Origin of the sequence: Agrococcus sp. ARC_14 (genome assembly GCF_022436485.1) — a bacterium.
In the GTDB taxonomy this organism is placed as follows: domain Bacteria; phylum Actinomycetota; class Actinomycetes; order Actinomycetales; family Microbacteriaceae; genus Agrococcus.
In genome coordinates, this window is record NZ_JAKUDO010000001.1 from 2023827 (window position 1) to 2046743 (window position 22917).

Consider the following 22917-nt stretch of genomic DNA (forward strand, 5'->3'; position numbering starts at 1 on the left):
GGCTGGAGTCGCTACCGGTTACGACGTCCGTGCGCACCGCTCGCCCTATCCGAGCAGCAGACGGTCGCATCCTCGTTGACGGGTGGTCGGCGATGCCGTTTCTGGCCGGAACCCACCGCCACGGACGATGGGCCGACATCGCGGCGGCCGGACGGTCCCTCCGCCATGAACTCGAACGGGTCACTGAGCCCGCGTGGGTGCAGGCGAGAGTCGATCCCTGGGCGGCGGCGGATCGGATCGCATGGGAGGAAGACGGGTTGCCGAGGGGCGCGCCCCGCTGGTTGCAGGCGTTAGCCGGGCGGCGCGCGCGACCGGACGGGACAAGAACGCTGATACATGGCGACCTCACCGGAAACGTCCTTCTTGAACCATGCCAGCCGCCAGCGATCATCGACCTGAGTCCCTATTTCCGACCCGTCGAGTACGCCACCGCGATCTTGGTCGTGGACGCGGTGTGCTTCGAAAAGGCGTCACCGCATACGGCAAGGCTGGTCACCGACGAAGACGCGCACCAGCTGCTGCTTCGCGCGATCCTCTTTCGAGCTGCCACCGACCTCCTGCGCGACCACACTGTCGCCCAAGCGCGCTACGGGCCCGCGATTGCCCTCCTCGATGTGGCACGCTGACGGATCCCCTCACGAGACGCCGCCCGCCGCCTCCGCCGGCACGCCGAGCCGGGCATAGCGTGGAGTCATGCTGCGCATTTCTCCTTTCTCATCGGACGACCGAGAGGATCTGCTCGCTCTGGCGCTGCGGGCGTGGGAGCCGGTCCTCCCACTGACCGAGGAAGCGGTGTCGCCGTTCGTCTATCGGGCTTTCTACCCGAATGGCTGGCGCGTGCGGCAGTACGCCGACCTTGCAGCGGTCCTCGATGAGGAGCCGGGGAACGTCGACGTCGGCTTCCTCAACTCCCGAGTGGCGGGTTGGGTGTGTACGCGGACGCATCCGGAGGACAGCATGGGCGAGGTCTACGTGCTCGCCGTCGAACCGGACCTGCAACGGCGCGGCGTCGGCCGGGCTCTCCTCGATCACTCGATCGAGCGGTCGAGGGCCGCGGGGATGAGCATGGTGATGGTCGAGACCGGTGACGATCCCGGTCACGAACCGGCGCGCCGGGCGTACGAAGCGGACGGCTTCGAGCGGTGGCCGGTCGCCCGCTACTTCAAGGACCTGTCGAACGAGTAGAGCGATCGCGCAGTTGGGACCGCCCCGAATCCGCGACCGAGAGCCGTACCGTCAGCCTGTTGGCGCGCCATCAAGCCGACCGACAATCCGACCACCGTTCCCCCAGCGGCGCCAGCACACGACGCGAGTTGGTATCCCCGATATCCAGTCAGGTGAGTAGTACCCCCAGTCGTACGGCTGGTTTCACTCCCCGCCCGTGGTCGATGTGCCTGCGTTCCGAAGCGACCCACGGTCGCCGCCCGATCCGTCGACGGGTTACTGGTTGAAGAACGTCTTCAGTACACGGGCCATGACTTCGTGGCCGACGACGTGTCCCTGCCCGTCGAGCGCGTGTCGTTCGGTCTGAGGGATGGCAGCGGCTATCGCTTTCGCGGCGCGGTCGAAGAAGTCGGTCGGCATGCCTGCCAACTGGGGGTCGGTGATCTGACCCTCGGTGATCACCAGGACCGACTGAGTGATGCGGGCAAGTCGGTTCGTGGGGATCTTGTAGTCATTGAGGACCATGGCGTCCTTGACGAGCGTGTGGGCGAGCGCGACGGACGAGGCCCAGAGCGGGTGCTGTTTGTCAGCCGTGATGTCCGCGTCGGGTCCGCCGGTAAGCCTCATGAACAGTTCCAGGAGCTCCTCGTCCCGGCCGGCTTTGTATGCCTCGTGGGTGTCCGCGAGATACTGGTTGAACCTCGGCCGCAGGTCCTCCCCGATCGCGTACGGCGTATCCCACACCGCGATCTTGTCGATCGCCGAACCTGCCGCTGCTGCCTCTAGCGCGAGCGCGCCGCCAGATGAGGCACCGTAGACGTGAGCTGAGCCGCCGGCTGTCGCAATCAGCGCGTCAAGGTCTTCCAACTCCCGCGCCAAGGCGTACGGCGGCGTATTGCCGCTGGCACCCCGGCCGCGTCGTGCGTAATTGTAGACCGTGAAGTGGTTGGCAAGGAGCCGGGCCAGCGGCGCGTTCTCAGCGCCATCGTCTAGGGTGCCGCCGACGAGGATCACCGCCGGGCCAGCGCCTTTCCGGTCGTAGGCGATCCTCGTACCGTCGGCGGACGTCACACGAAGTGTCATCTCGTTCATTGCTTCTCTCCGTTTCTCGATGCGTGATCGTCACCGTCGGAGCAAGTCGACCAGGATTGTCGATGTGCCGCGTCTAGCCGAGGTGCCGGCGGCGGAGGTCACATTGCCGATACTCCCAAATTAGGAGCATGCACTCCTGTTGTCAACAGTACGCTGGGTGCATGAGCAAGAAGCGGCTGTTCGACGACCCATGCGGCATCGCGCGAGCGCTGAACGCGGTCGGCGAGCGGTGGGCGTTGCTCGTCGTGCGGGAGCTGGTCTTCGGCCCGAAGCGCTACTCCGACCTGCATCGCGGGCTGCCGCAGATGAGCCAGAACGTCCTCGCGCAGCGGTTGCGCGAGCTCGAAGCCGACGGCCTTGTGCGGCGAAAGCGCCTGGGACCGCCTGCGCCCGCCGCCGTGTACGAACTGACCGAGCGCGGGGAGGAACTGGAGCCCGTGCTCCGCGCGCTCGCCCAGTGGGGCAGCCGCGCACCGCTGCCCGAGGACGGCGCGGCGGAACTGAGCGTCGACGCGCTCCTGTTCGCCCTGCGCGCCACCTTCGATCCGGCACTGGCGGGTGAGTTGTCGCTGCGCTGCCAGCTGGACGTCGCGGGCGATCGGTTCCGTATCACCGTTGCGGGCGGGCGCCTCGAGTTGGACCGCGGTGAGCACGCCGCACCAGATGCGTGGCTGACCGTGCCGGAGGCGGCGACGTTGCGCGATCTGGTGTTCGCTGGTGCGGCGCTGCATGACGTCGTCGAGCGGGCAGACACCGAGGCGGCGGGCGATACCTCGCGGCTCGCCCGACTGCTGCATTGCTTTCCCGCAGCCGTGCGGTATCCGGCGCCACAGGACCCCGCGTCGCCGGGCCCCGGGTCACCGAACGCCGAACTCCCGGATCCCGCTGTCAGCGCGGGAGTCGTCGGGGGTGAGCGGGACGCACCGATAACGGCAGCTGTGCGAGCGCCTGACGCAGGCAACGTGCTGGATGGATCGTGACGTCCGGACGCTCGTGCGCCTGCAGCAGCAAGGGTTGATCCGACACCTCGGCGTGAGCAACGCCACTGCTGAGCAGGTGGCCCAGGCGCAGTCGATCGCACCGATCGTGTCGGTGCAGAACATGTACAACCTGGCGAACCGGTGGGACGACACGCTCATCGATCGTCTCTCCGGCGAAGGCGTCGCCTACATCCCGTTCTTCCCTCTCGGCGGGTTCACCCCGCTGCAGGCCGACGCGCTCTCCGCTGTGGCCGCCCGCCTCGGCGCGTCCTCGATGTCGGGTGCGCTCGCGTGGCTGATACAGCGGTCACCGAACATCCTGCTGATCCCCGGCACGTCATCCGTGGCGCACCTGCACGAGAACATCGCTGGAGCTGCGCTCACACTTGCCGACGACGACCTCGCACAGCTCAAACGAAATCGCCGGGTAGTCTCGCATCTCGCATGGTGCGTGCATCGGCAGCACCCACCGTGCGCCCGGTGAGGGATCGGCAATCGGTGATCGGCTGGCTGGGCCGCGACCGGCGTGTTAGCGAGGGCTTCGGACTACAGTCGCGGTCGTGACGCGAGTTCTTGTGACCGGCATGTCAGGTGCAGGGAAGTCGACCGTCCTCGACGAACTCCAGCGGCGCGGCCACGTCGTGGTCGACACCGACCACGACGGTTGGACGCTCCCGAACGGCATGTGGGATGAACCGCGGATGGCCCGGCTCCTGGCCGATCGTCGCGATGTCGTCGTGTCCGGCACCGTAGAGAACCAAGGCCGGTTCTATGACCGCTTCGACCACGTGGTGTTGCTCAGCGCGCCGCTCGAGGTGCTGCTGCAGCGACTGAAGACCCGTGTGAACAACCCCTATGGCAAGTCGGAAGAAGAAGCGGTGGAGGTAGCGAGCTACGTCGATACGGTCGAGCCGTTGCTGCGCCGGGGCGCGACGGTCGAACTGGATGGTCGGCGCTCGGTGTCGGAGCTGGCAGACGCGGTTCAGCGCCTCGCACTGCAGCCCTGATAGGCGGCGAGCGCGGGCGGAACGATGCGGTTCCGAACGGCGATCGACTGCCGGACTGGGTCTGAGGCGACGAGCTCGACCTTGAACCGCTCGGCGTCTCCAAGCAGGTCGCCTTGAAGTCGCTGCGGGGCCCGCCTACTGCTCATCGGCGAAGAGCGCCGCCAGCTTCGGCACCGACTCCATGCCATACATAGCCACTCCGACCGGCACCCGCCCACCCGTGGCTGCCAGAATCGCTGACGCGTCGGCCGGCCCGAACGCGCCGCACAGCTCCAAGGACTGCGCGCCGTCAGCGACCAGGTCGACCGCGACCGTGACGGCTGCCGCCCGATCAGGTACCGCGACGAACGTGGTCCGGAGACCGCCGTGCTCGATCACAGCACATTGCCGCGACGGGTCCTCGGTGCCGGAGCCAAGGTAGATGAATCCCCACTGATGGAATGCCACGATCGGCCCCGACTCGCCGCCATCCCACGCCTCTGCATTCGCCTCCCCGCACGTCAGCAGATCGTCCTACTGTTGGTGCGATCGAGGCACGAGAAGGCATGGCGCTGACGGTCGGCGCCGTACCGTTCCGGTGCGCTCGGCGCGCGTCAGAGGAGAGCCACGAGATGAGACCACTTCGATACTCGATCAACGTCACGCTCGACGGCTGCTGCCATCACGAGGCGGGGCTCCCCCCGGACGAGGAGTCGATGCGCTACTGGACCGCCGAGATGGAGCGAGCCGATGCCCTGCTCTTCGGCCGGGTGACCTACGAGATGATGGAGTCGGCGTGGCGGAAGCCGGCGGCGGGCACGTGGCCCGACTGGATGGGTGCGTCCGAGATCGCCTTCGCTGAGGCCATGGACCGGGCGAAGAAGCACGTCGTGTCGAGCACGCTGAGCGGCGTCGATTGGAATGCCGAGCAGGTGCAGGGCGACTTGGGGGCAGCGGTTCAGCGGCTCAAGCAGGAGTCGGGCGAAGGACTGTGGGTGGGCGGCGTGACGCTCCCCCTGGCGTTGGCAGATCTGGGACTGATCGACGAGTACGAGTTCCTTGTGCAGCCGGTGATCGCCGGACACGGGCCGACGTTGCTCGCCGGTCTGCGCGAGCGCATCCAGCTCGAGCTCGTGGACCGCCGTGAGTTCCGGTCGGGAGCGGTCGCCATGCGATTCCGGCCCACGCGAGCTGCGGCTTGATCTGATTGCCTTGGCCCTCCGCGCCACATGGATCGACGCGGCCCGCGAGCGGCATGTTCAGCCCTGTCCAGGCCCGCCGAATGCGACGCCGGGCGGCGGCGTCGGGCAGACAGTCGTGTCACCGAATGCTCCCACCTCAGCGCGGACCACGACACCCTCGTCTGCGCGCGCGACCGTGATCGCGATGCCCTCCAGCGCATCCAGATCCGGCACGTTCCCAATCGTGGTCGCGTCGATCAGAGCACTCTCCTCGATCGGGACGGCGACCGGAACGAGGAGACCGTCGACCGGATGCAGCATCAGCCAGTTGGCAGCCTCGGCGACCGTCGTGTCGGGGATCGCCCAGTAGCCGGTCGCCAACCCCATCGGTTCGCACCACCAGGCGGAGTGCGAACCCACGAGCGCCGTCGGTCCGGTGGGTAGCCCCTCCTCGCGCACGGCGCCCGGCGGCAGCTGGACGGCTTGGAGCCAAGCGTCAGCACGCGCCTGCCCCGCCGCATCCGCAGGGGGCATCGCGGCGGGAGCCACCGGGTTGGGCTCCGATGCTGTTGCATCGGCACCGACCTCATCGACCGTCGGCGCCGGAGGAGCTGAGACCGACGCGCCCGCGCCTCCCGTGGCGCAGCCGGTGAGTGCGGCGGCCAGCACGAACCCGAGGATGAGGACGCCTGATCGCCGCATGGCTTCACCCTTCGTCATCCGCCCAGTCACCTGGGGCGGCCGGCTCATGCCTGGCTCGCAGCCGACACGTCGACGCAGACCACTCCCCTGTTGCCGTCCTGGTCGGCGATGACCGTGAGCCCAGGCACGCCGCTGTCGTCGACGATGGTCCCGCCCGCGGCAAGCGCAGCGGCGATACGTTCCCCGAGCGCCTCGGGTGCGAGGTAGACCTCGACATGGAACCGCTGACGCGGGGCGTCGTGCTCGTCGGCGTCCCCGAACCAGAGATTCGGAACCCGGCCCGTGGCGTCGCGGATCTCGTCGCTGGGCGACCCTCGGCCCTGCGACTCGGGGCTTCCGGTCAACAGGGCGGCCCACACGGGGGCGATGGTCGCGGAGCGCGTCGTGTCGAGCCCGAGCTCGATCTCGCTCACCGAAGCCGCATCGGCGACGAGGGTGTGGTCGGCGGCGATCTCCGTGATCTGCCGCGCGAGGTCGAGGTCCTGCTGGGTCACCCATTCGACGACGTGCTCGGTGCCTTCGTTGTCGCGGTAGATGGCATCGTCGCTGACCAGCTTGAGGTCGACGCACCCCCTGCCGAGCGAGACGCGAGGGTGATGGTCGAGCGCGTCGCCCGCCTCACCCACCGCAACGACGAACCGCGCGCCAGCGGCGAAGTCGTCGACCAGGTAGCGGGCGTGCAGTCCCTGCGCCAGCTTGCGCCAGTCCGTCAGGTTGGCCGCGGCGATCCGATCGCCACTCAGCATGTCCATGGAACGGGAACCTATCCGCGATACGGCGCGCACCGCCAGCATCGCCACTGCCAGCATCACCGCCGCCGGGTCAAGCCGGTTCGACGATGCGGCGCATCACCGTGTTCTTCAGGCCCTTCGGTCGGATGAAGTCGAAGCCGGCGCGCTCGTACACGGCCCGGGTGCCGTTGTAGAGGAACGACGACGAGAGCCGCTTCTCCCCCGGGATGTGCGGGTAGCCCTCCACCACGCCACCGCCTGCCTGTGCGATCAGGCTGAGCGCGCCGTGCAGCGCGACGGTCACCAGTCCGTGCTGGCGGAAGCGCTTGTCGACGAAGATGCAGGTGATGCGAAAGTGCGGCTCGGCCTCCTCCGACGCCGCCAGTTCGGCCAGGTACTGCTTCCGGTGGTGGAGGTTGGGCAGGTCCTCCGGCGTGCCGTACTCCGCCCAGGCGATCGCCTCCTCGCCGTCGTCGCCGACGCGGACGACGAGCGCGGCGTGCGCGACGCCGTCTGCCATCAGCCGCCGCTTGAACGCCCGGTTGCCCTCGTAGCTGCGGTCACGCTCCTCGCAGACGGGATGGAAGTACGTGCACCAGCATCCGCCGAAGATGCCGTTGTGTCGCTCGACGAGGGCTTCGAACAGCCCCCAGGTCTCCTCGGTGAGCGGCTTGATCTCCGTCGCGCCGGGGTCCTCGGTCGTCATGCCAAGGACGGTACACCGCCCATCGAGCCCGGCTCAGCCCCTCCAGTCCGCCACCGCGTCGCTCTCGTCCCACCGGCCGTCGCGCTCCGGTGTCTGCGATGCCCACGCGTAGGCGGCCTCATCCGACCAGTGCGATGGCGTGCGACCCAGCAGCCGGTCTGCGGCCGAGTCGGCTGCGATCGTGGCGCGGCGAGTGAGCAGCGACGAGAGCCCCCGGCTGCGGACCTCGCCGGAGATCGGCCGCGTGACGACTGCGGGCGCCGTGACCGCGCTGTGCACGATCGCCAGGGCGATCTCGAGCACCTCTTCGTCGGTCAACGCGCCGAACCCTCGAGCATCCTGCTCTTCCCTCGCCTGCGCCTGCCGCTCCCACGGCGAGATGGTGCGCTGCGCCATCGCGGCGAGCCAGTCGTAGTCGCCGTCGACATCGAGCTGTCGGAGTCGCGGGAGCACCAGCTCTGCTGGCAGGTGGCGCTCATCCAGAGGGAGGAGACGACGCAGCTGACTCCGCATCCCCGCCACGGTGCGTCCGATGCGAGCAGCGATCTGCTCGGCAGCGCAGCCGTCTCGGCACCCCTGCATGATGCCGACGAAGTCCTCCTCCGTCCAGAGCTGTCGATGCCGGAAGGGAGTGCCCTCCGGCCGTTCGTCGTCGCGTGCGGTCTCGTTGGCGATTGTCATGCGGCGAGTGTGGGCCAGCATCCCCGCACGCGTCGCCGGGCACTCCCCCTGCTGTGGAGAATCTGTTGCGCGGCGATCCAGTTGGCTCAGGCGAGCGGCATCGACCTACGGATGCGACGCCACCGTGACGCGCTGCGCCAGGTCGGTGCCGGGCGCCGCGAGCCGGTCGACCGTCTCGAAGACGATCTGCTGCATGGCGGCCGCTGCCGCAGAGGGCCCGACGTCGGTGCGTCGCGCCAGGTTGACCGTGCGCCTCAGCTGCGGACGCACGAGCCTGGTGCTCCGCAGCCGCGGCCGGTCGATGACGACCATCGCCGGCACCACCGCGACGCCGATCCCGCGCTCGACGAAGCGCAGCACCGCATCCATCTCGGCGCCCTCGACCGCGATCGTCGGCGTCAGCCCGGCGGCGGCGAACGCGGCATCCGTCGCGACGCGCAGGTCATAGCTGCGGCTGAACGCCACCTGCGGCATGCGCGCCAGCTGCGCCAGCGTGCACTGGTGCTGCAGGGAGTCGCCCCGCGCCTCCGCGCCGGAGGCCGAGACCACCACGAGCTCCTCAGACAGGAGTGGGATGAGCTCGGTCGCCGGTGCGGTCGGCTGGGCCCCGCGCGCCACCACGAGCGCAAGGTCCAGCGCCCCCTCGTTCAGCGCATCCACCAGGAAGCGGGAGCCGCCCTCGGTGATGTGCAGCTCGACACCCGGATGCGCGGCACGGTAGGCCGCGACCACGTCGGCCACCAGCGACACGCACAGCGTCGGCGGGGCGCCCAGGCGCACCCGTCCGCGGCGGAGGCCGGCGAGCTCGTCGAGCTGCTCGCGAGCGGTGCGCGCGTCACCGAGCATGCGCCGCGCGATCGGCAGCAGCACCTCCCCCGCTGCTGTCAGCGTCACCCCGGCCGGCGCGCGGCGGAACAGCTCGGTGCCGAGCTCGGTCTCGAGCGCACCGATCTGGCGGCTCAGCGACGGCTGCGCGACGAAGAGCTCGTCGGCGGCGCGGGTGAAGTTGCCGATGCGGGCGACGGCCTCGAAGGAGCGCAGCTGGTCGAGCTTCATGGCCATACAGTATCGACATCGCGTTCAGTCAGACAATGCATTGGACGCATGGTGAGCGCGTCCGTACGTTGGCACCATGACCGCACCGCACGCATCCGAGCGTCTCCTGTCCACCTCCGTCCTCGTCATCGGCACCGGCGGCGCCGGGCTGCGCGCCTCGATCGAGCTGGCGCAGCGCGGCGTGCAGGTGCTCGCGGTGGGCAAGCGCCGCAAGCACGACGCCCACACGACACTGGCGGCAGGCGGCATCAACGCTGCGCTCGCGACCATGGACCCCGAAGACACCTGGCAGCAGCACGCGGCCGACACCCTGCGAGAGTCGTACTTCCTGGCCGAACCCGCCATCGTCGAGACGGTGGCGAAGGGCGCCGCCCGCGGCATCGAGGAGCTCGAGGAGTGGGGCATGCCGTTCGCCCGCGAGGACGACGGCCGCATCTCGCAGCGCTTCTTCGGCGCCCATACCTACCGGCGCACCGCCTACGCGGGCGACTACACCGGGCTCGAGCTGCAGCGCACGCTCATGCGCCGTGCGGCGGCACTGCACGTGGAGATCGTCGACACGATCTACATCACCCGCCTGCTCGTCGCCGACGGCACCGTCTTCGGCGCATACGGCTTCGACATCGTCGACGGCACGCCCTTGCAGATCCACGCCGACGCCGTCATCCTCGCGGCCGGCGGCCACACCCGCATCTGGCGGCACACGTCCTCCCGTCGCGACGAGAACACCGGCGACGCCTTCCGGCTGGCCGCGCTGGCGGGCGCGCGGATCCGCGACGCCGAGCTCGTGCAGTTCCACCCCTCCGGACTGCTGGAGCCCGACGACGCCGCCGGCACGCTGGTGTCGGAGGCCGCACGCGGTGAAGGCGGGATCCTCACGAACGCGCTCGGCGAGCGCTACATGGAGCGCTACGACCCCGAGCGCATGGAGCTCTCCACCCGCGACCGGGTGGCGCTCGCAGGCTTCACCGAGATCGCCGAGGGGCGCGGCACGGAGAAGGGCGGGGTCTTCCTCGATGTCTCGCACCTGCCGCGCGAGCAGATCCTGCAGCAGCTGCCGCGGGTCTACCGCACGCTCATCGACCTGCAGATGCTCGACATCACCACCACCAAGATGGAGATCGCGCCGACCGCCCACTACTCCATGGGCGGCATCTGGGTCTCCCCCGACGACCACGGCACGGGCGTCGATGGGCTCTACGCGATCGGCGAGGCCTCCTCCGGTCTGCACGGCGCGAACCGCCTGGGCGGCAACTCGCTCATCGAGCTGCTGGTCTACGGGCGCATCACCGGCGAGCACGCCGCCGCCTACGCGAGCTCCCGCACCGAGGTGCGCCGCGACCCAGCCGCAGTCGCTGCCGCCCGCGACGAGATGCAGTCGCTGCTGCAAGAGCGCGGCACCGAGTCGGCCCGTCGCCTGCAGCGCGAGGTTCGCAACGTGATGAGCGAGCACGCCGGCGTCGTCCGCACCGCGGAGGGCCTCGAGGAAGGGCTGCGCTCGCTGGCCGAGCTTGAGGCACGCGCCGAGCGCGTCACCGCGCATCCGGACATCGCCGGGTTCGACGACCTGGCCCATGCCTACGACCTGCTCGGATCGCTGCTGGCGGCCAGGGCCACGCTCGAGAGCGCGCTGGCGCGACGCGAGAGCCGTGGCTGCCACAACCGCGCTGACTTCCCCGAGACGGATCCCGCCATGCAGGGCAACTTCGTCTGGTCGCCGGGCGAGGGCATCAGCTTCGAGCCGCTCGCCCCCGCGCCCGAGAGCTTCCGCGAGCTCGCATCGGCCCACGCCGACGACGCCGTGGCCGGCAAGCTCGTCGAGTAGGCGGGCGGGCGGGCCGGCTCCTGCCGTTCCTGCACCCAGCTGCCGGCTCCCGCGCATCCGTGATCGTCCATGCATCCGATCGCATCGAACCGCGATCGTCGGGTGCAAGGCTGGGCCGACGGACACAGTGGATGTGGAAGGGAGCACCGTGATCGCAGCGCTCAATCGGGTCGTCGGCTTCATCGACGATCACCTCACCGAGGAGATCGACGTCGCGGCACTGACGAGCGAGCTCGGCACGACGGAGTACCACCTCCGTCGGATGTTCTCGTCGCTGTCGGGCATGCCGCTGTCGGAGTACATCCGTCGCCGCCGCATGACCGTCGCGGCGGCCGAGGTGCTCACGGGCGATGCCGAGCTGCTCGGCATCGCGGTGCGCTACGGCTACGGCTCCACCGAGGCGTTCGGACGAGCGTTCCGGGCGGTGCACGGCGTCAGCCCCGGCGACGCGCGCCGAGCCGGCGGCCCCCTTCGCACACAACCGCAGCTCAGGTTCCGCCTGACCGTAGAAGGGAACTCCCCGATGGACACCCGCATCGCAGATCGACCGACCTTCCGCCTCATCGGCCACGCCGCTCGCGTGCCGCTCATCTACGAAGGCGCCAACCCCCACATCCAGGCACACATCGCGGCATTGCCGGTGTCGGAGCACGACCGCCTCAAGGCGTTGAGCGACACCGAGCCGGCGGGCCTGCTCCAGGTCAGCGATGATGTCGATCCCGACAGCACCGAGGGCAGCGAGCTCACCTACCTGCACGGCGTCGCGATCACCGAGGGGACGCCTGCTCCTTCGGATCTCGATGCGATCGAGGTGCCCGCGGGCACCTGGGCGGTGTTCCGCATCCAGGGTGCCTACCCCGCCGCGCTGCAGACGACGTGGGCGGCGACCGCCACCGACTGGTTCCCCTCGAACCCGTGGCGGCTGCGACCCGGTCCCTCGATCGTGGCCGTGCTCGACCGGGCCGCAGACTTCAGCACGGCGACGTGCGAGCTGTGGCTGCCGGTGGAGCGTGAGGCGAGCTGACGTTGCTCGACACCGGGCCCGTCACCAGGTGATGCCGAGCATGCGCGCGCTCTGCTCCCAGTGGCTGCGCACCAGCTCGGGGTCGGAGGCCTGCGGGTTGGTGCGCCCGATGCGGCCCGGCGAGCGGTAGTACTCTCCCGACTGCCAGGCTTCGCCGGGCGCTCCCGCGATGAAGTACGACAGCGCCGCTCCCCCACCCTCGGGCGAGGTCAGGAACCGTCTGAGCGCGCCGAAGTACAGGCGTCGGAGCGGGCTCGTCGTGTCGGACGCGAAGCTCGTGGCGACCACGCCGGGGTGGAACGCCACCGCAGACAGACCCTGGGCGTGGAACCGCTCGTGCAGGCCCTTCGCGAAGAGCACGTTGGCCAGCTTCGCGTTGCCGTAGGCACGATTGGGCGAGAACCCCTTCCAGCCGTCGAGGTCGTCGAGGTCGACGTGCCCGAACAGCCGTGCTGCTGCGCTGCTCGTGTTGACGACGGATGCCCTGCTCGCGATGAGTCGGTCGAGCAGCAGGTTGGTCAGCAGCACTGGCGCGAGGTGATTGACCTGGAAGGTTCGTTCGAAGCCGTCGTCGGTGCGGATCGGGCCCGAGAAGAGGCCGCCGGCGTTGTTCGCGAGCACGTCGATGTGCTCGCACTCGGCCAGCAGCGTGCTCGCGAGCTCGCGCACCTCACTGAGCCGCGCGAAGTCCGCGACATGATGCTCCGCGCCGATCCGCCGCGCGACCGCTCTGGTCTTCTCGGGCGACCGGCCGATGACGACGATCCGATCCCCCGCGCTCGCGAGCTGTTCGCTCGCCGCGGCGCCGATGCCGTCGCTGGCGCCGGTGATCACGACGGTGCGTGCTCGCTCGTGCGGCTGCGCCGCGATCGGATCGCTCATCACCGGCAACCTAGCGCGCTCGCTATCCTGGGCGGCTGAGCGCGCCGATCGGCGTCGCGCTCGCGATCGATCACCGTGCGTGCGGAGGAACGTGACCGTCGAACCCTGTCCTGAGTGCGGCACCACGCTGCCCGCGAGCAGCGAGTGCTGGAGCCGCCTCCACGAGCTGCTCGAGATCGAGAGCCGCGTGCTGCCGGGGCTCGGGCCAGCGGTGGGCAAGCGCGCGCACTTCTTCGCCGTGGCGACCTACCAGCTGCAGCATCCGTCGCGGCTGACGCGCGAGTCGGTGGACTGGCTGCGCACGGGTGTCCGCGAGATGCTCGAGCCCACGGGCACGACGACCGATCGACTGCGACGCCGCGCCGGAGACTTCGCCAAGGGATCGCGGCGGGTCTCCAGCGCTGCCCCGGAGGGCGATCGCTCGCACATCGACCCGCGGTGGCCGACCGCGTGGTCGATCACCGCCCGCGACGTGGCCTCGCAGCCCGACTCGGCCTACCCCGAAGCTGTCGAGCGCTGGGCGGCCGCGGCCCTCGCCGACGTCGACGCCGCGACGCTCAGCTGAACGACGCCGTCTGCGGCTCGCCCTCGAGTCGTCGGTACAGCATCCGCGTGACACCCGCCGGGTAGGGCGTCGGGGGTTCGATGAGCTCGAAGCGGGCGGGCGGCGTGCCCTCCGGCCAGATGCGCTTGCCGGTGCCGAGCACGATGGGGCACACCCACAGGTTCAGCCGGTCGACCAGCCGCTCCGCGAACAGGGTCTGCAGCAGCGCGCCGCTCCCCCAGGTATGGATCAGGCGATGCCGCTCGCGCAGCGCCGGCACCTCGGCCGCCGCATCCCTGACCTGCTCGCTGTGCTCCCAGGTGAGTGCGGGCGTGCCGCGCGAGGCCACATACTTCGGCACCCGGTCGAAGTTGCGCCCGATCACCGTCGTGTTGCCGGGCCAGAAGCCGCGGAAGATCTCGTACGTCGTGTGGCCGAGCAGCATGGCGTCGTTCTCCTGCACGTCGGCGTCCATCTGCGCGCCCGCCTCGTCATCCCAGTACGGCACCTCCCAGCCGGCATAGGGGTAGTCGCCGTCATGCTCGTTCGCACCGCCGTTGGCCTGGATCACGCCGTCGAGCGTGATGATCATGTTGACGTGCAGCTCACCCATCGCATCATCCCTTCGTCGACGTCAGTATCGGCTGGGGCAAGTCCATAGGCAATGGAGCATCTGCAGCCGGAGGCGCGGGGCTACACTCAGCCGCATGTCACGCACCCGACCGGCCATCGCCGCCGCCCTCCTCATCGCAGGCCTCGTCCTCACGGGATGCGCGGGCGCCGAGCCCGAGGCACCAGCCGACACGCAGCCGGTCGACGAGGCGCCCGCCGACACCACCGATGCCGGCGAAGACTCCGGCGAGTCCGACGAGTCCGACGACCCTGCAACGGCGGCCGGCGAGCTCATCGGCATGGTCGGCACCGCCGACGACCCCGAGGCCTACGAGATCGCGCTGCTCGACGGTGACGGGAATCCGGTCACCTCGCTCCCCGCGGGCGACTACACGCTCACGTTCGCCGATCAGTCGCAGATGCACAACTTCCGCCTCACCGGCGAAGGCGTCGACGAGGCGACGGATGTTGCGGGCACGGATGAGACGACGGTCGAGATCACGCTCGTGGCCGGCACGTACGAATTCGTCTGCGACCCGCACGTGAGCACCATGAGCGGCCAGCTCGAGGTCACCGGCTAACCCACCCGGGCGTCGCTCTCGCGACAGTACAGGCATCTATGTACTATCGCAGGATGGCCTCCCCCACGACGCTCACGCACACCGATGCGCTCGCACGTCTCGGCTTCGCGCTCTCCGACCCGACTCGCGCGCGCATCCTGCTGGCCCTGCGCGACGACAGCGCGCAGCCGTCGCACCTCGCCGATGAGCTCGGCGTCAGCCGCCAGGTGATGTCCAACCACCTCGCATGCCTGCGGGGCTGCGGACTCGTGGAGACTGAGCGCGCTGGCCGCACCACGAGCTACCGCCTCGCCGATCCGAGCCTCGCACCTGCGCTCAACGACCTCATGCAGCTCGTGCTCACCGTCGATCCCGCGTGCTGCTCGCGCGATGACTGCACCTGCGCATGAGCAGCACGAGCACCTCCACCGTCACGCCCGAGCGCAGAAGGGTGCTGCAGCGCCGAATCCGCTGGATCGTCGGCGCCACCATCGGCTACAACGTCATCGAGGCGATCATCGCGCTCTCGGCCGGCGCCGCGGCGTCATCCGCTGCGCTGATCGGCTTCGGGCTCGACTCGATCGTCGAGGTGCTCTCCGCCGCGGCCGTCGCGTGGCAGTTCGCGGCGCCCGATCCCCAGCGACGAGAACGCATCGCGCTGCGCGTCATCGCGCTCTCGTTCTTCGGTCTCGCGCTCGTCGTCACGATCGAGGCCGGGCGCGCGCTGCTCGGCGTCACCGCGCCCGACCACTCGCCCGTCGGCATCGTGCTCGCCGCCGTCAGCGTGGCCATCATGCCGGCCTTCTCCTGGTTTGAGCGCCGCACGGGCACGGAGCTCGGCTCGGCATCGGCGATCGCCGACTCGAAGCAGACCCTCCTCTGCGCCATGCTGTCGGCCGCCGTGCTCGTGGGCCTCGTGCTGCACAGCACGTTCGGGTGGGCATGGGCGGATGCGGTGGCCGCCCTGGTGATCGCGGGCTTCGCGGTGCGAGAGGGGTTGGAGGCGTGGCGCGGCGATGCCTGCAAGCAGCCGATCTCGTCGCTCACGAGCGAGAACGACGACGCCTGCGACTGCTGCTGACCGGCGAACGGTGCTGAGCTGCGAACGGTGCTGACTCTCGTCACCGACTGAGGCCGTGCAGGCCTCGCCGCATGAGGAAGGCGAGTGCGATCAGCGAGAGCGCCGCTGCCCCGACGACGACGATGCCGTGGCCGACGGCGACCTGCGTGACGGTGAAGATGTCGGCGACGGCGCTCGCCGCGAGGCCGGGGATCGCGGCAGAGGCGTACGAGATCAGGTACATCGTCGAGAGCAGGCCCGCTCGCTGATGCGGGGCCGCGGTCGGCAGCACCAGTCGGTTGGCCGCAGTCGCGATCGCCCCGGCGGCGACGCCGGAGATGAGGGCGGCGACGAAGTAGCCCGGCACGGAGCCGAGCCCGACCGACGCCACGATGCCGGCGATGGCGGCAGTGAAGATCGCCAGGCCGATGACGAGCGTCGGGGCGACCCGCCCCCGACCCGCGATCGGGCCTCCGAGCGCAGCGGGCAGGATGCCGGCGGCGAAGACCAGCCCGACGACCACGGCGCTGTTCGTGCCGAACTGCTCGACGGCGACCGAGGGGCCGAAGGCCTGGAAGAACGAGCCCATCGACCAGGTCGAGCCGATCGCTGCACCGGCGGCGAGCACGATCAGGCCTGCGTCCTGCGGGACCACCAGCTTCGGCACGAGCGAGCTGAGCGCGCCCGGCCTGCGCTCCCCCGTCTCGTGCGCGAGCCCGACGAGCACGGCAGCGCTGGCGAGCAGCGCCGCGATGATCGCGTAGGGCAGCACCTGCGGCGCCGGCCCGAAGTCGACCAGCACGCTCGCGGCGAGCGCACCGACCGGGCCACCGAGCGCAGGCACGTTGCCCGTCACGAGCGGCGCGAGCCAGCGCGGCTGCGCGGGCGCGGCGTCGACGATGATCGCGCCGAGGCTGCCGGTCGCGATGCCGCACGCGATGCCCTGCAGCAGACGGCCGGTGAGCAGCTGCCACTCCTCGCCGACGGTCATGAGCACGAGCACGCCAGCGGCCGACAGCAGCAGCGCGGTGATCGCCACGGGCTTGCGGCCGAGATGGTCGGCGAGCCGCCCGAGCACCAGCAGCGCGACCGCGGCGGCGAGCAGGTAGACGACGGCGGCCGCCGCGATCGTCGAGTCGGCCATGCCCGTGTCGCGATAGCCGTTCAACTGCGGGATGGGGCTGCCCGAGGACACGAAGACGAGCAGCAGCGCGACGGTCGCGACGACGAACGCGTACCTGCGTCGAGCGCGGGTCACGAGCGGGGCCGTCGGGGGTGCATGCCCCCAGTCTCGCCCACTGGTCGCAGGATGTCAGACATGGTCGGCTGCGGGGCGAGCGCGTGCGCGAGCCCGCTCACCACCGGATCGCCGCGAGCCTCTCGATCCTGCGGGGCGCCTGCTCGCGCGCCGAAGCCTCGGCCGCGCCCGGGAGCCCTGCGAAGTCGAGCCCCGTGCGTGCGGCGAGGTCGTCGAGGCTGAGCTCGAACGTGTCGAACGCGTCGAGGTAGGCCGTGCGGAGCCCGTCGAGATCCTGCGTGAGCAGGAACGCCTTCGACCGCAGCGCATCCCCCACCCGGTAGACGACCGCCTTCCAGTGATCGCGCGGCACCTGCACGAGGTCTCGGTAGTGCGGATCGTCGTCGGCAAGCACAGGGCCGCCGAAGACGCTGATCCGGCGGTCGACGAGCTCCTCCATGTCGAGCACGCCGTCTTCGAGCTCGCCCCACACGCCGCCGCGGCTCGACTGGTTGAAGCCGGCCATCTGCGGCGAGATGTTCGTGAAGCAGAAGGAGTCGAGGTTGGCCTGCTTCGCGTCGGCGAGCGTGCCCCAGAGCAGATCGGCGCGGCGCGCCAGGTGACCGCGGTCGAGGTCGTTGTCGGCGTAGACCGCCTCGGTCGTCTGCTCGTCGAGCGGCAGTCGGTCGTCGGCGAAGAAGCGGCGGGCGCGCGGGATGTTGGGGAAGAAACGCAGGCCGTCGACGTTCCAGGCGACCGACCAGGCGAGTCGGCGCTCGGTGTGCATCGTCACGGTGAAGTGCATGGAGTCGAGCACGGGCGCATCGGCGTCGCGCACCGGGGTCGGCGCTGCCACCTGCTCGCCGAGGAAGGCGGGGTCGTAGCCGAGCGCACCGCGCGCCCGCGCCGCGCTCATTCGAGCCACTCCGTCTCGAACGCCTCGGCCGCGTGGATGTGCACGGCCTCGTAGCCCGCCGGCCCGGTGCGGAAGGTGTGCGCGACCCCGGCCGGCACGATCAGCACCTGGCCCGCGTGCGCATCCGTCGTCACTTCGCCGATCGTGAACGTGGCCCAGCCACGCCGGATGAAGAACGTCTCTGCGTAGGGGTGGCGATGCAGCCGTGGGCCGACGCCCGGCTCGGTGGTCGACTCGAGGATGACCGAGACGCCCGCCGCACCCGGCAGCCGCTCGTAGTTCTGCGCCCAGTCGTCGCCGTCGTCGCGCCCGTCGTCTCGTTCGAGGATGTAGCCCAGCATGGCGCCGAGACTAGTGGCCGCCGGTGACGCCCCGGTGGGCGTGGCAGGCTCCCCGGGAGCAGCGTCGGGTGAGGTCGAGCTCAGTCGTGCAGCACGACCTCGAGCACCGCCCAGCCGCGCGGCGGCAGCGTGAGCTCGCCATCGCCCAGTTCGCACGCCCCCGCGACGACCGCGGACGCATCCGCCGCCGGCACCGTGACCGGCTCGTCGTCGAGGTTGAGCGCGGTGACCAGCCCGGCATCGCCGATCGCCGTGCGCAGCACCAGGGCACCGTTCGCGACGTGCACGGCATCGGTGTGCGCGCGCGTCAGCCACGGGTTGCGCCTGCGCAGCGCCAGCAGCTCGCGATGCACGTCGAGGACGTGACGAGCGGATGGGTCGAGGGTGTCGGGCGCGGGCGGGTCGGCAGGGAACTCGGGCCGGATCGCGTCGTCGCCACCCTCGCGCTCCTCCTTGAGTGCCTGCCAGCCGAACTCGTCGCCGGCGAAGATCGCGGGAGTGCCGGCGACCGTGCAGAGCACTGCGAGCGCGTGGGGCACGAAGTCGGTGCCGACGGCGGAGGCGATGCGCGTCACGTCGTGGTTGCCGACGAAGGTGTAGGGCACGAAGTCGCGCAGCAGCTCGTTGCCGCGCCCGATGGCGTGCTCGAGCTCGAACAGGTTGCGCTCGGCGATGCTGTGCCAGATGCCCTGCCAGAGCTCGTACTGCGTCACGGCGTCCATGGTCGACTCGCGCACGATCTCGGCGTAGTCGCCGTGGATCACCTCGCCGAGGAACCAGGCGTCCGGATGCTGCTCGCGCACGCGCGGCAGCACCTTCGCCCAGAAGGCGCTCGGCACGGCGTATGCGGCGTCGAGCCGCCAGCCGTCGGCGCCGCGGGCGAGCCAATGGCCCATCACGTCGACCACGAGCTGCTCGACCGCTGGCGAGTCGTGATCGAGCTCCACCAGGCCGCCGTGGCCCTCGAAGACCTCGGCCTCGCCACCTTCGCCCAGGCGGAAGAGCGCGGCCTCGGGAGCCGACGGGTCTGCCTGGGCAGCGAGGAAGGCGGGATGCTCGCTGCCGACGTGGTTGAAGACGCCGTCGAGCAGCACGCGGATGCCGCGCTCGTGCGCCGCGGTGATGAGGCGGCCGAAGTCGGCGTCGTCGCCGAGCCGCGGGTCGAGCGCCAGGTGGTCGATGGTGTCGTAGCCGTGCGTGCTGCTGGCGAACACCGGGCCGAGCGCGATGCCGTTGAGGCCGAGCTCGATCACGTGGTCGAGCCATGCCTCGATGTGCGGCAGTCGATGCACGACGGCGCTGTCTCCGGATTCGGCCCGGTCGCGGATCGGCGCCCCCGTGAAGCCCAGCGGGTAGACGTGCCACCACATCGCACTCGCGGACCAGTGCTCGCCACCGTTCGTGTCATCACCCATGGCAGCCATCCTGCCCTGTCGACGCGGTGGGCTACTGCGCGGCCCACACCCCGAGCTCGTTGCCGCTGGGGTCGGCGAAGTGCAGGCGACGCCCGCCCGGGAAGTCGTAGGGCTGCTGCAGGATCTCGCCGCCGGCCGCCACGATCGCCTCCGCGGTCGCGTCGAGGTCGTCGGAGTAGAGCAGCACGAGGGGGCCGCCGGCGGGTCGCGCCTCCGTGGCAGCGGCGAGGCCGCCCACCTCACCATCGCCCGTCGGCGAGGCGATGCCGGCGTACTCGGGGCCGTAGTCGACGAAGCTCCAGCCGAAGGCGCCGGAGTAGAAGGCCTTCGCGGCCGCGAGATCGGTGACGGTCAGCTCGACGTAGTCGAGCGCATGGTGTGTGGAGGTCATGGACGCACCGTAGCGACGACCACCGACAGCCGCCACCGCACCCGCGAGGAACATCCGCTGCGGCGGTCGACTCCCAGGCTCGGCGTGCAGACTCCGCGCATGTCGTACACCTGCGAGTCCTGCAGCAAGCGGAAGCCCGGCGAGCCGGTCGTGACGGTGATCGGGCGGCGCATCTGCCCCGACTGCGACCGCGGCATCCTGGGCCTCGCGACTGGCATGACCGCATCCGGAGGCGACGTGGGCACGTCAGCCGGCATCGCGAGCTGGTTCAGGAACCGCACCCGCAAGCGCGACGAGTGAGGTGCACCTGGCATGCTGAACGGCATGGCAGGCACTCCCGGCGGAACCGCGAAGCTCCTGCACGACGTCGAGCGCGGCGACCCGCAGCACAGCCCCATCGAGGCGCAGGTGAGCGTGACGCGCGTCGATGCGCTCACCTCGCGTGTCGTCGGGCGATGCTTCCGGGCGGTTGACCCGGCCCACCGAGACGCGGCGCTCTCCGGCTCGCGCGCCCCGGGGCGCTACTCGCGCGCCGACACCGCCACCCTCTATCTCAGCTCCACTCCCGAAGGCGTGGCCGCTGCGATGATCGCCCACGCCTCGGCGCGCACGCCGCAGCTCGAGATCGTCGATGTCGAGGTGGATGCGCACGGCATCGTCGACCTCCGCGATCACGATGCGCTCGCGGCCATCGGCATCGACCCCGCCGACGCCGCCGCGCCCTGGCAGGAGGCGCTCGCCGCGGGCGCGGAACCGCCCTCGTGGCGGGTGCGCGATCGGCTGATCGAGCTCGGCGCACACGGCCTGATCGACCCCTCTCGCAAGCGTCCCGGCCTGTGGCACCTGACTCTCTTCCAATGGAACTCGCCCGGCATGCCCCGGGCGGAGCTGCAGCCGCATGGCGGCGCCTGACGACATCGCGGCGGTCGAGCGCGCTCTCGAGACGCTGCGCGCGACGGCCGAGGTGCTCGCAGCAGCCGGTGCCCGCGACGAGGCCCTGGCTCGCTACGAGGAGCCGAAGCCGGTGCTCGGCATGATCCCTCGCCGGCCGACGATGCGCCCGATCGGCAGAGCGTGGCGGATGGGCGCAGTGCTGCTGGCGAGGGACGGCTCGGTGTGGGCGACGGGCGTCTCGACCCGCGTGGCCGAGCCCGGGCGACCTCAGCACCACACCGCATCCGTCGAGATCCGCCGCGCCTACCGGGCCGCCGCGATCCAGGGCGGCTTCCCGGTCGGCGAGACCGTCAACCACGGCATCGAGCCGATCGCGATCGACGAGCGTCTCATCGGCGGCCACGGGCCGCTGTTCGTGCGCGACGGCGAGGCGTGGGTGCGCTGGGGCACCGACGCACCGGTGTCGCTCGCGCGCTATCTCGATGACCTTGCCGACCTGCTGGTGCATCCGCCCGCCGGAACCTAGGCATCGGCACGGCGCCACGGGTGGGGCTGGCAGGATCGGAGGCATGACTGCCGCCGCCCAGCCCACCTCGTACTTCATCGCGCTCGGCGACGGCCGCTATCAGCCGACCGAGCACGCGAGCGGGGCATGGCAGCCGGGCGAGATGCACTTCTCGCCGCTCGGCGGGCTGCTCACGCATGCGATCGAGCGCCACAGAGCCGCGGCGGGCGCCGCTCCCCTGCTGCTGGCGCGCATGACGTTCGACATCCTCGGCTTCCTCGCGCTGGACGAGACGACGGTGCGGGTCGAGACCCGTCGGCCGGGACGCACGATCGAGCTCACGGAAGCCACTGCATCCATCGCCGGGCGAGATGTGGCCGTCGCGCGCGCATGGCACAGCGTCGCGGTCGACACCACGAGCGTGACCGGCGGCGCGTCCGAGCCGATGCCCGGGCCCGATGCGATGCCGCACGCCGAGTTCGCCGTCGAGTGGGGCGGCGGCTACGTGCGCTCGGTGGAGCTGCGCGAGGGAGGGGACCGTGCGCCTGGCCGCAACCGCGCGTGGCAGCGCACCGCGCATCCGCTCGTCGAGGGCGAGGAGGTCGCGCCCATCGCGCGCTGGATCGGGCTGATCGACGGGGCGAACGGCATCGCCGTGCGCGAGCGGCCCGACGAGTGGATGTTCCCGAACCTCGACCTGACGATCCACCTGCACCGCCAGCCGGAGGGTGCATGGGTCGGCTACGACACGACCGTCATCTTCGGGCCCAGCGGCCAGGGCACCACGAGCACCGAGCTGCACGATCAGCGGGGCCATGTCGGCCGGGCGTCGCAGACGCTGACGGTGCGGCCAGCGCAGCGCTGAGCGCTGCGATCAGTGCGCGTCCGCGTGCTCCGGCGGCCACACCACGGTGAAGCGCTCGAAGACGATCTCGTCGTCCTCCGACCAGCTCGCGCCGCGCGCCGCGGTGGTGCGCTGCCAGTAGCGGCGATGCTCCGCCCGCCACGACGCGATCGAGCCGTCGTCCTCGCCCTCGTCTGCGGCGAACGCCGGGTCGACGCTGTCGAACGGTCCGATACGCAGCTCGGTGCTGCGGATGATGATGCGCGGCACGCCGCGGCCGTCGCAGGCGATCCAGTGCGAGCCGACGCGGGGCAGCTGCTCTCCTCCCGCGAGGAACTCGGAGACGAGCTCGGCGGTCGCCCGCTTGCGCCCGCTCAGCACGATCTCGAGCAGCTGATCGGCGAGCTGCTCCGAGTCGCCGAAGCGCTCGACGGTGTGCTCGGCGCCGGCTGCGACGGCCGCGGGATGCGCGATCGCGTAGGACTCCCACATGGCGGCAGCAGCCGCGAGATCGGGGGCGCCCGCGGGCGTCGTCGTCGGCGAGGCGCTCACGTCTGACATCGTGCCACGACCCGGTCGAGCAGCGCA

General features: G+C 70.5%; 30 protein-coding genes and 1 pseudogene. 16 read left to right on the plus strand and 15 right to left on the minus strand.

Going from position 1 to position 22917, the window contains the following annotated elements; all coding sequences use genetic code 11:
- The first annotated feature begins 92 nt into the window (after positions 1-92).
- Together MKD51_RS09995 and MKD51_RS10000 are read left to right on the plus strand one after the other, a co-directional pair.
- Entirely contained in the window at positions 93-626 is a 534-nt protein-coding gene (locus MKD51_RS09995; protein ID WP_240240148.1) for a hypothetical protein, read from the plus strand.
- A gap of 67 nt (positions 627-693) precedes the next feature.
- Positions 694-1185, plus strand: a complete 492-nt coding sequence (locus MKD51_RS10000; protein ID WP_240240149.1) for a GNAT family N-acetyltransferase — start codon at positions 694-696, stop codon at positions 1183-1185.
- A 255-nt stretch (positions 1186-1440) separates the two neighbouring features.
- On the opposite strand, the gene MKD51_RS10005 is transcribed toward MKD51_RS10000, so the two are convergent.
- Complete coding sequence (locus MKD51_RS10005; protein ID WP_240240150.1) at positions 1441-2256, minus strand: alpha/beta fold hydrolase; 816 nt, start codon at positions 2254-2256, stop codon at positions 1441-1443.
- A 161-nt stretch (positions 2257-2417) separates the two neighbouring features.
- On the opposite strand from MKD51_RS10005, the gene MKD51_RS10010 reads away from it, so the two are divergent.
- The 3 genes and pseudogenes from MKD51_RS10010 (at position 2418) to MKD51_RS10020 (ending at position 4243) form a co-directional block, all read left to right on the plus strand.
- Entirely contained in the window at positions 2418-3236 is an 819-nt protein-coding gene (locus MKD51_RS10010; RefSeq protein WP_240240151.1) for a helix-turn-helix domain-containing protein, read from the plus strand.
- A 7-nt stretch (positions 3237-3243) separates the two neighbouring features.
- Positions 3244-3720, plus strand: a pseudogene (locus MKD51_RS10015) (aldo/keto reductase); the annotation flags it as partial.
- A gap of 76 nt (positions 3721-3796) precedes the next feature.
- Positions 3797-4243, plus strand: a complete 447-nt coding sequence (locus tag MKD51_RS10020; protein WP_240240152.1) for an AAA family ATPase — start codon at positions 3797-3799, stop codon at positions 4241-4243.
- Between the two features lie 135 nt (positions 4244-4378).
- On the opposite strand, the gene MKD51_RS10025 is transcribed toward MKD51_RS10020, so the two are convergent.
- Positions 4379-4690 (minus strand): DUF6506 family protein, encoded by a 312-nt coding sequence (locus MKD51_RS10025; protein ID WP_240240153.1) that lies wholly within the window; start codon positions 4688-4690, stop codon positions 4379-4381.
- 164 nt (positions 4691-4854) lie between these two features.
- On the opposite strand from MKD51_RS10025, the gene MKD51_RS10030 reads away from it, so the two are divergent.
- On the plus strand, positions 4855-5424 hold the full coding sequence (locus MKD51_RS10030; RefSeq protein WP_240240154.1) for a dihydrofolate reductase family protein: 570 nt from the start codon (positions 4855-4857) through the stop codon (positions 5422-5424).
- Positions 5425-5481: 57 nt separating this feature from the next.
- On the opposite strand, the gene MKD51_RS10035 is transcribed toward MKD51_RS10030, so the two are convergent.
- The 5 genes from MKD51_RS10035 to MKD51_RS10055 form a co-directional block, all read right to left on the minus strand.
- Entirely contained in the window at positions 5482-6123 is a 642-nt protein-coding gene (locus tag MKD51_RS10035) for a hypothetical protein (protein ID WP_240240155.1), read from the minus strand.
- Between the two features lie 26 nt (positions 6124-6149).
- On the minus strand, positions 6150-6857 hold the full coding sequence (locus MKD51_RS10040; RefSeq protein ID WP_240240156.1) for a 4a-hydroxytetrahydrobiopterin dehydratase: 708 nt from the start codon (positions 6855-6857) through the stop codon (positions 6150-6152).
- A gap of 70 nt (positions 6858-6927) precedes the next feature.
- Positions 6928-7542, minus strand: a complete 615-nt coding sequence (locus MKD51_RS10045; protein WP_240240157.1) for a GNAT family N-acetyltransferase — start codon at positions 7540-7542, stop codon at positions 6928-6930.
- Positions 7543-7575: 33 nt separating this feature from the next.
- Complete coding sequence (locus tag MKD51_RS10050; protein ID WP_240240158.1) at positions 7576-8223, minus strand: hypothetical protein; 648 nt, start codon at positions 8221-8223, stop codon at positions 7576-7578.
- A gap of 105 nt (positions 8224-8328) precedes the next feature.
- Positions 8329-9285 (minus strand): LysR substrate-binding domain-containing protein, encoded by a 957-nt coding sequence (locus tag MKD51_RS10055; protein WP_240240159.1) that lies wholly within the window; start codon positions 9283-9285, stop codon positions 8329-8331.
- Positions 9286-9355: 70 nt separating this feature from the next.
- Here MKD51_RS10055 and MKD51_RS10060 point away from each other — a divergent pair, with 70 nt between their 5' ends.
- Positions 9356-11104, plus strand: a complete 1749-nt coding sequence (locus MKD51_RS10060) for an FAD-binding protein (protein WP_240240160.1) — start codon at positions 9356-9358, stop codon at positions 11102-11104.
- Positions 11105-11252: 148 nt separating this feature from the next.
- Positions 11253-12128: an AraC family transcriptional regulator gene (locus tag MKD51_RS10065; RefSeq protein WP_240240161.1), complete on the plus strand. Its 876-nt coding sequence runs from the start codon at positions 11253-11255 to the stop codon at positions 12126-12128.
- A gap of 21 nt (positions 12129-12149) precedes the next feature.
- On the opposite strand, the gene MKD51_RS10070 is transcribed toward MKD51_RS10065, so the two are convergent.
- On the minus strand, positions 12150-13010 hold the full coding sequence (locus MKD51_RS10070; protein WP_240240162.1) for an SDR family NAD(P)-dependent oxidoreductase: 861 nt from the start codon (positions 13008-13010) through the stop codon (positions 12150-12152).
- A gap of 91 nt (positions 13011-13101) precedes the next feature.
- Here MKD51_RS10070 and MKD51_RS10075 point away from each other — a divergent pair, with 91 nt between their 5' ends.
- Positions 13102-13575, plus strand: a complete 474-nt coding sequence (locus MKD51_RS10075; RefSeq protein ID WP_240240163.1) for a DUF5946 family protein — start codon at positions 13102-13104, stop codon at positions 13573-13575.
- Here MKD51_RS10075 and MKD51_RS10080 read toward each other — a convergent pair.
- Entirely contained in the window at positions 13568-14167 is a 600-nt protein-coding gene (locus MKD51_RS10080; RefSeq protein ID WP_240240164.1) for a dihydrofolate reductase family protein, read from the minus strand. The two genes, MKD51_RS10075 and MKD51_RS10080, sit on opposite strands and share 8 nt — an antisense overlap.
- Positions 14168-14261: 94 nt before the next feature.
- Here MKD51_RS10080 and MKD51_RS10085 point away from each other — a divergent pair, with 94 nt between their 5' ends.
- Genes MKD51_RS10085 through MKD51_RS10095 form a run of 3 tightly spaced genes read left to right on the plus strand, consistent with a single transcriptional unit; the run spans position 14262 to position 15807 of the window.
- Positions 14262-14747 carry a plastocyanin/azurin family copper-binding protein gene (locus MKD51_RS10085; protein WP_240240165.1) on the plus strand — a complete coding sequence of 162 codons (486 nt, stop codon included), beginning with the start codon at positions 14262-14264 and terminating at the stop codon, positions 14745-14747.
- A gap of 53 nt (positions 14748-14800) precedes the next feature.
- Positions 14801-15136, plus strand: coding sequence for a metalloregulator ArsR/SmtB family transcription factor (locus MKD51_RS10090; RefSeq protein WP_240240166.1), 336 nt, complete (start codon positions 14801-14803; stop codon positions 15134-15136).
- Positions 15133-15807, plus strand: coding sequence for a cation transporter (locus MKD51_RS10095; protein WP_240240167.1), 675 nt, complete (start codon positions 15133-15135; stop codon positions 15805-15807). Before MKD51_RS10090 ends, MKD51_RS10095 begins: the two co-directional genes overlap by 4 nt.
- Before the next feature lie 40 nt (positions 15808-15847).
- Here MKD51_RS10095 and MKD51_RS10100 read toward each other — a convergent pair whose 3' ends face one another.
- From MKD51_RS10100 to MKD51_RS10120, 5 genes are all read right to left on the minus strand, one after another.
- Positions 15848-17044, minus strand: coding sequence for an MFS transporter (locus MKD51_RS10100; RefSeq protein ID WP_240240168.1), 1197 nt, complete (start codon positions 17042-17044; stop codon positions 15848-15850).
- Positions 17045-17141: 97 nt separating this feature from the next.
- Positions 17142-17939 (minus strand): DNA/RNA non-specific endonuclease, encoded by a 798-nt coding sequence (locus MKD51_RS10105; RefSeq protein WP_240240169.1) that lies wholly within the window; start codon positions 17937-17939, stop codon positions 17142-17144.
- Complete coding sequence (locus MKD51_RS10110; protein ID WP_240240171.1) at positions 17936-18280, minus strand: cupin domain-containing protein; 345 nt, start codon at positions 18278-18280, stop codon at positions 17936-17938. The genes MKD51_RS10105 and MKD51_RS10110 overlap by 4 nt, the downstream gene beginning before the upstream one ends.
- An 80-nt stretch (positions 18281-18360) precedes the next feature.
- The gene (locus tag MKD51_RS10115) at positions 18361-19695 is read right to left on the minus strand and encodes an alpha-amylase family glycosyl hydrolase (RefSeq protein WP_240240172.1); all 1335 of its coding nucleotides are present in this window, start codon (positions 19693-19695) and stop codon (positions 18361-18363) included.
- Between the two features lie 31 nt (positions 19696-19726).
- On the minus strand, positions 19727-20086 hold the full coding sequence (locus MKD51_RS10120; protein WP_240240173.1) for a VOC family protein: 360 nt from the start codon (positions 20084-20086) through the stop codon (positions 19727-19729).
- A gap of 99 nt (positions 20087-20185) precedes the next feature.
- Between MKD51_RS10120 and MKD51_RS10125 the strand changes: the two genes are divergently transcribed.
- The 4 genes from MKD51_RS10125 to MKD51_RS10140 are packed head-to-tail and all read left to right on the plus strand — an operon-like array spanning position 20186 to position 22350.
- Positions 20186-20386: a hypothetical protein gene (locus MKD51_RS10125; protein ID WP_240240174.1), complete on the plus strand. Its 201-nt coding sequence runs from the start codon at positions 20186-20188 to the stop codon at positions 20384-20386.
- Between the two features lie 24 nt (positions 20387-20410).
- Positions 20411-20998, plus strand: coding sequence for an RES domain-containing protein (locus MKD51_RS10130; protein ID WP_240240175.1), 588 nt, complete (start codon positions 20411-20413; stop codon positions 20996-20998).
- Complete coding sequence (locus MKD51_RS10135; RefSeq protein ID WP_240240176.1) at positions 20985-21506, plus strand: hypothetical protein; 522 nt, start codon at positions 20985-20987, stop codon at positions 21504-21506. The genes MKD51_RS10130 and MKD51_RS10135 overlap by 14 nt, the downstream gene beginning before the upstream one ends.
- 43 nt (positions 21507-21549) lie before the next feature.
- The gene (locus MKD51_RS10140; protein WP_240240177.1) at positions 21550-22350 is read left to right on the plus strand and encodes a thioesterase family protein; all 801 of its coding nucleotides are present in this window, start codon (positions 21550-21552) and stop codon (positions 22348-22350) included.
- A gap of 9 nt (positions 22351-22359) precedes the next feature.
- Here MKD51_RS10140 and MKD51_RS10145 read toward each other — a convergent pair whose 3' ends face one another.
- Positions 22360-22821: an ASCH domain-containing protein gene (locus MKD51_RS10145; protein ID WP_240240930.1), complete on the minus strand. Its 462-nt coding sequence runs from the start codon at positions 22819-22821 to the stop codon at positions 22360-22362.
- Positions 22822-22917: the final 96 nt, after the last annotated feature.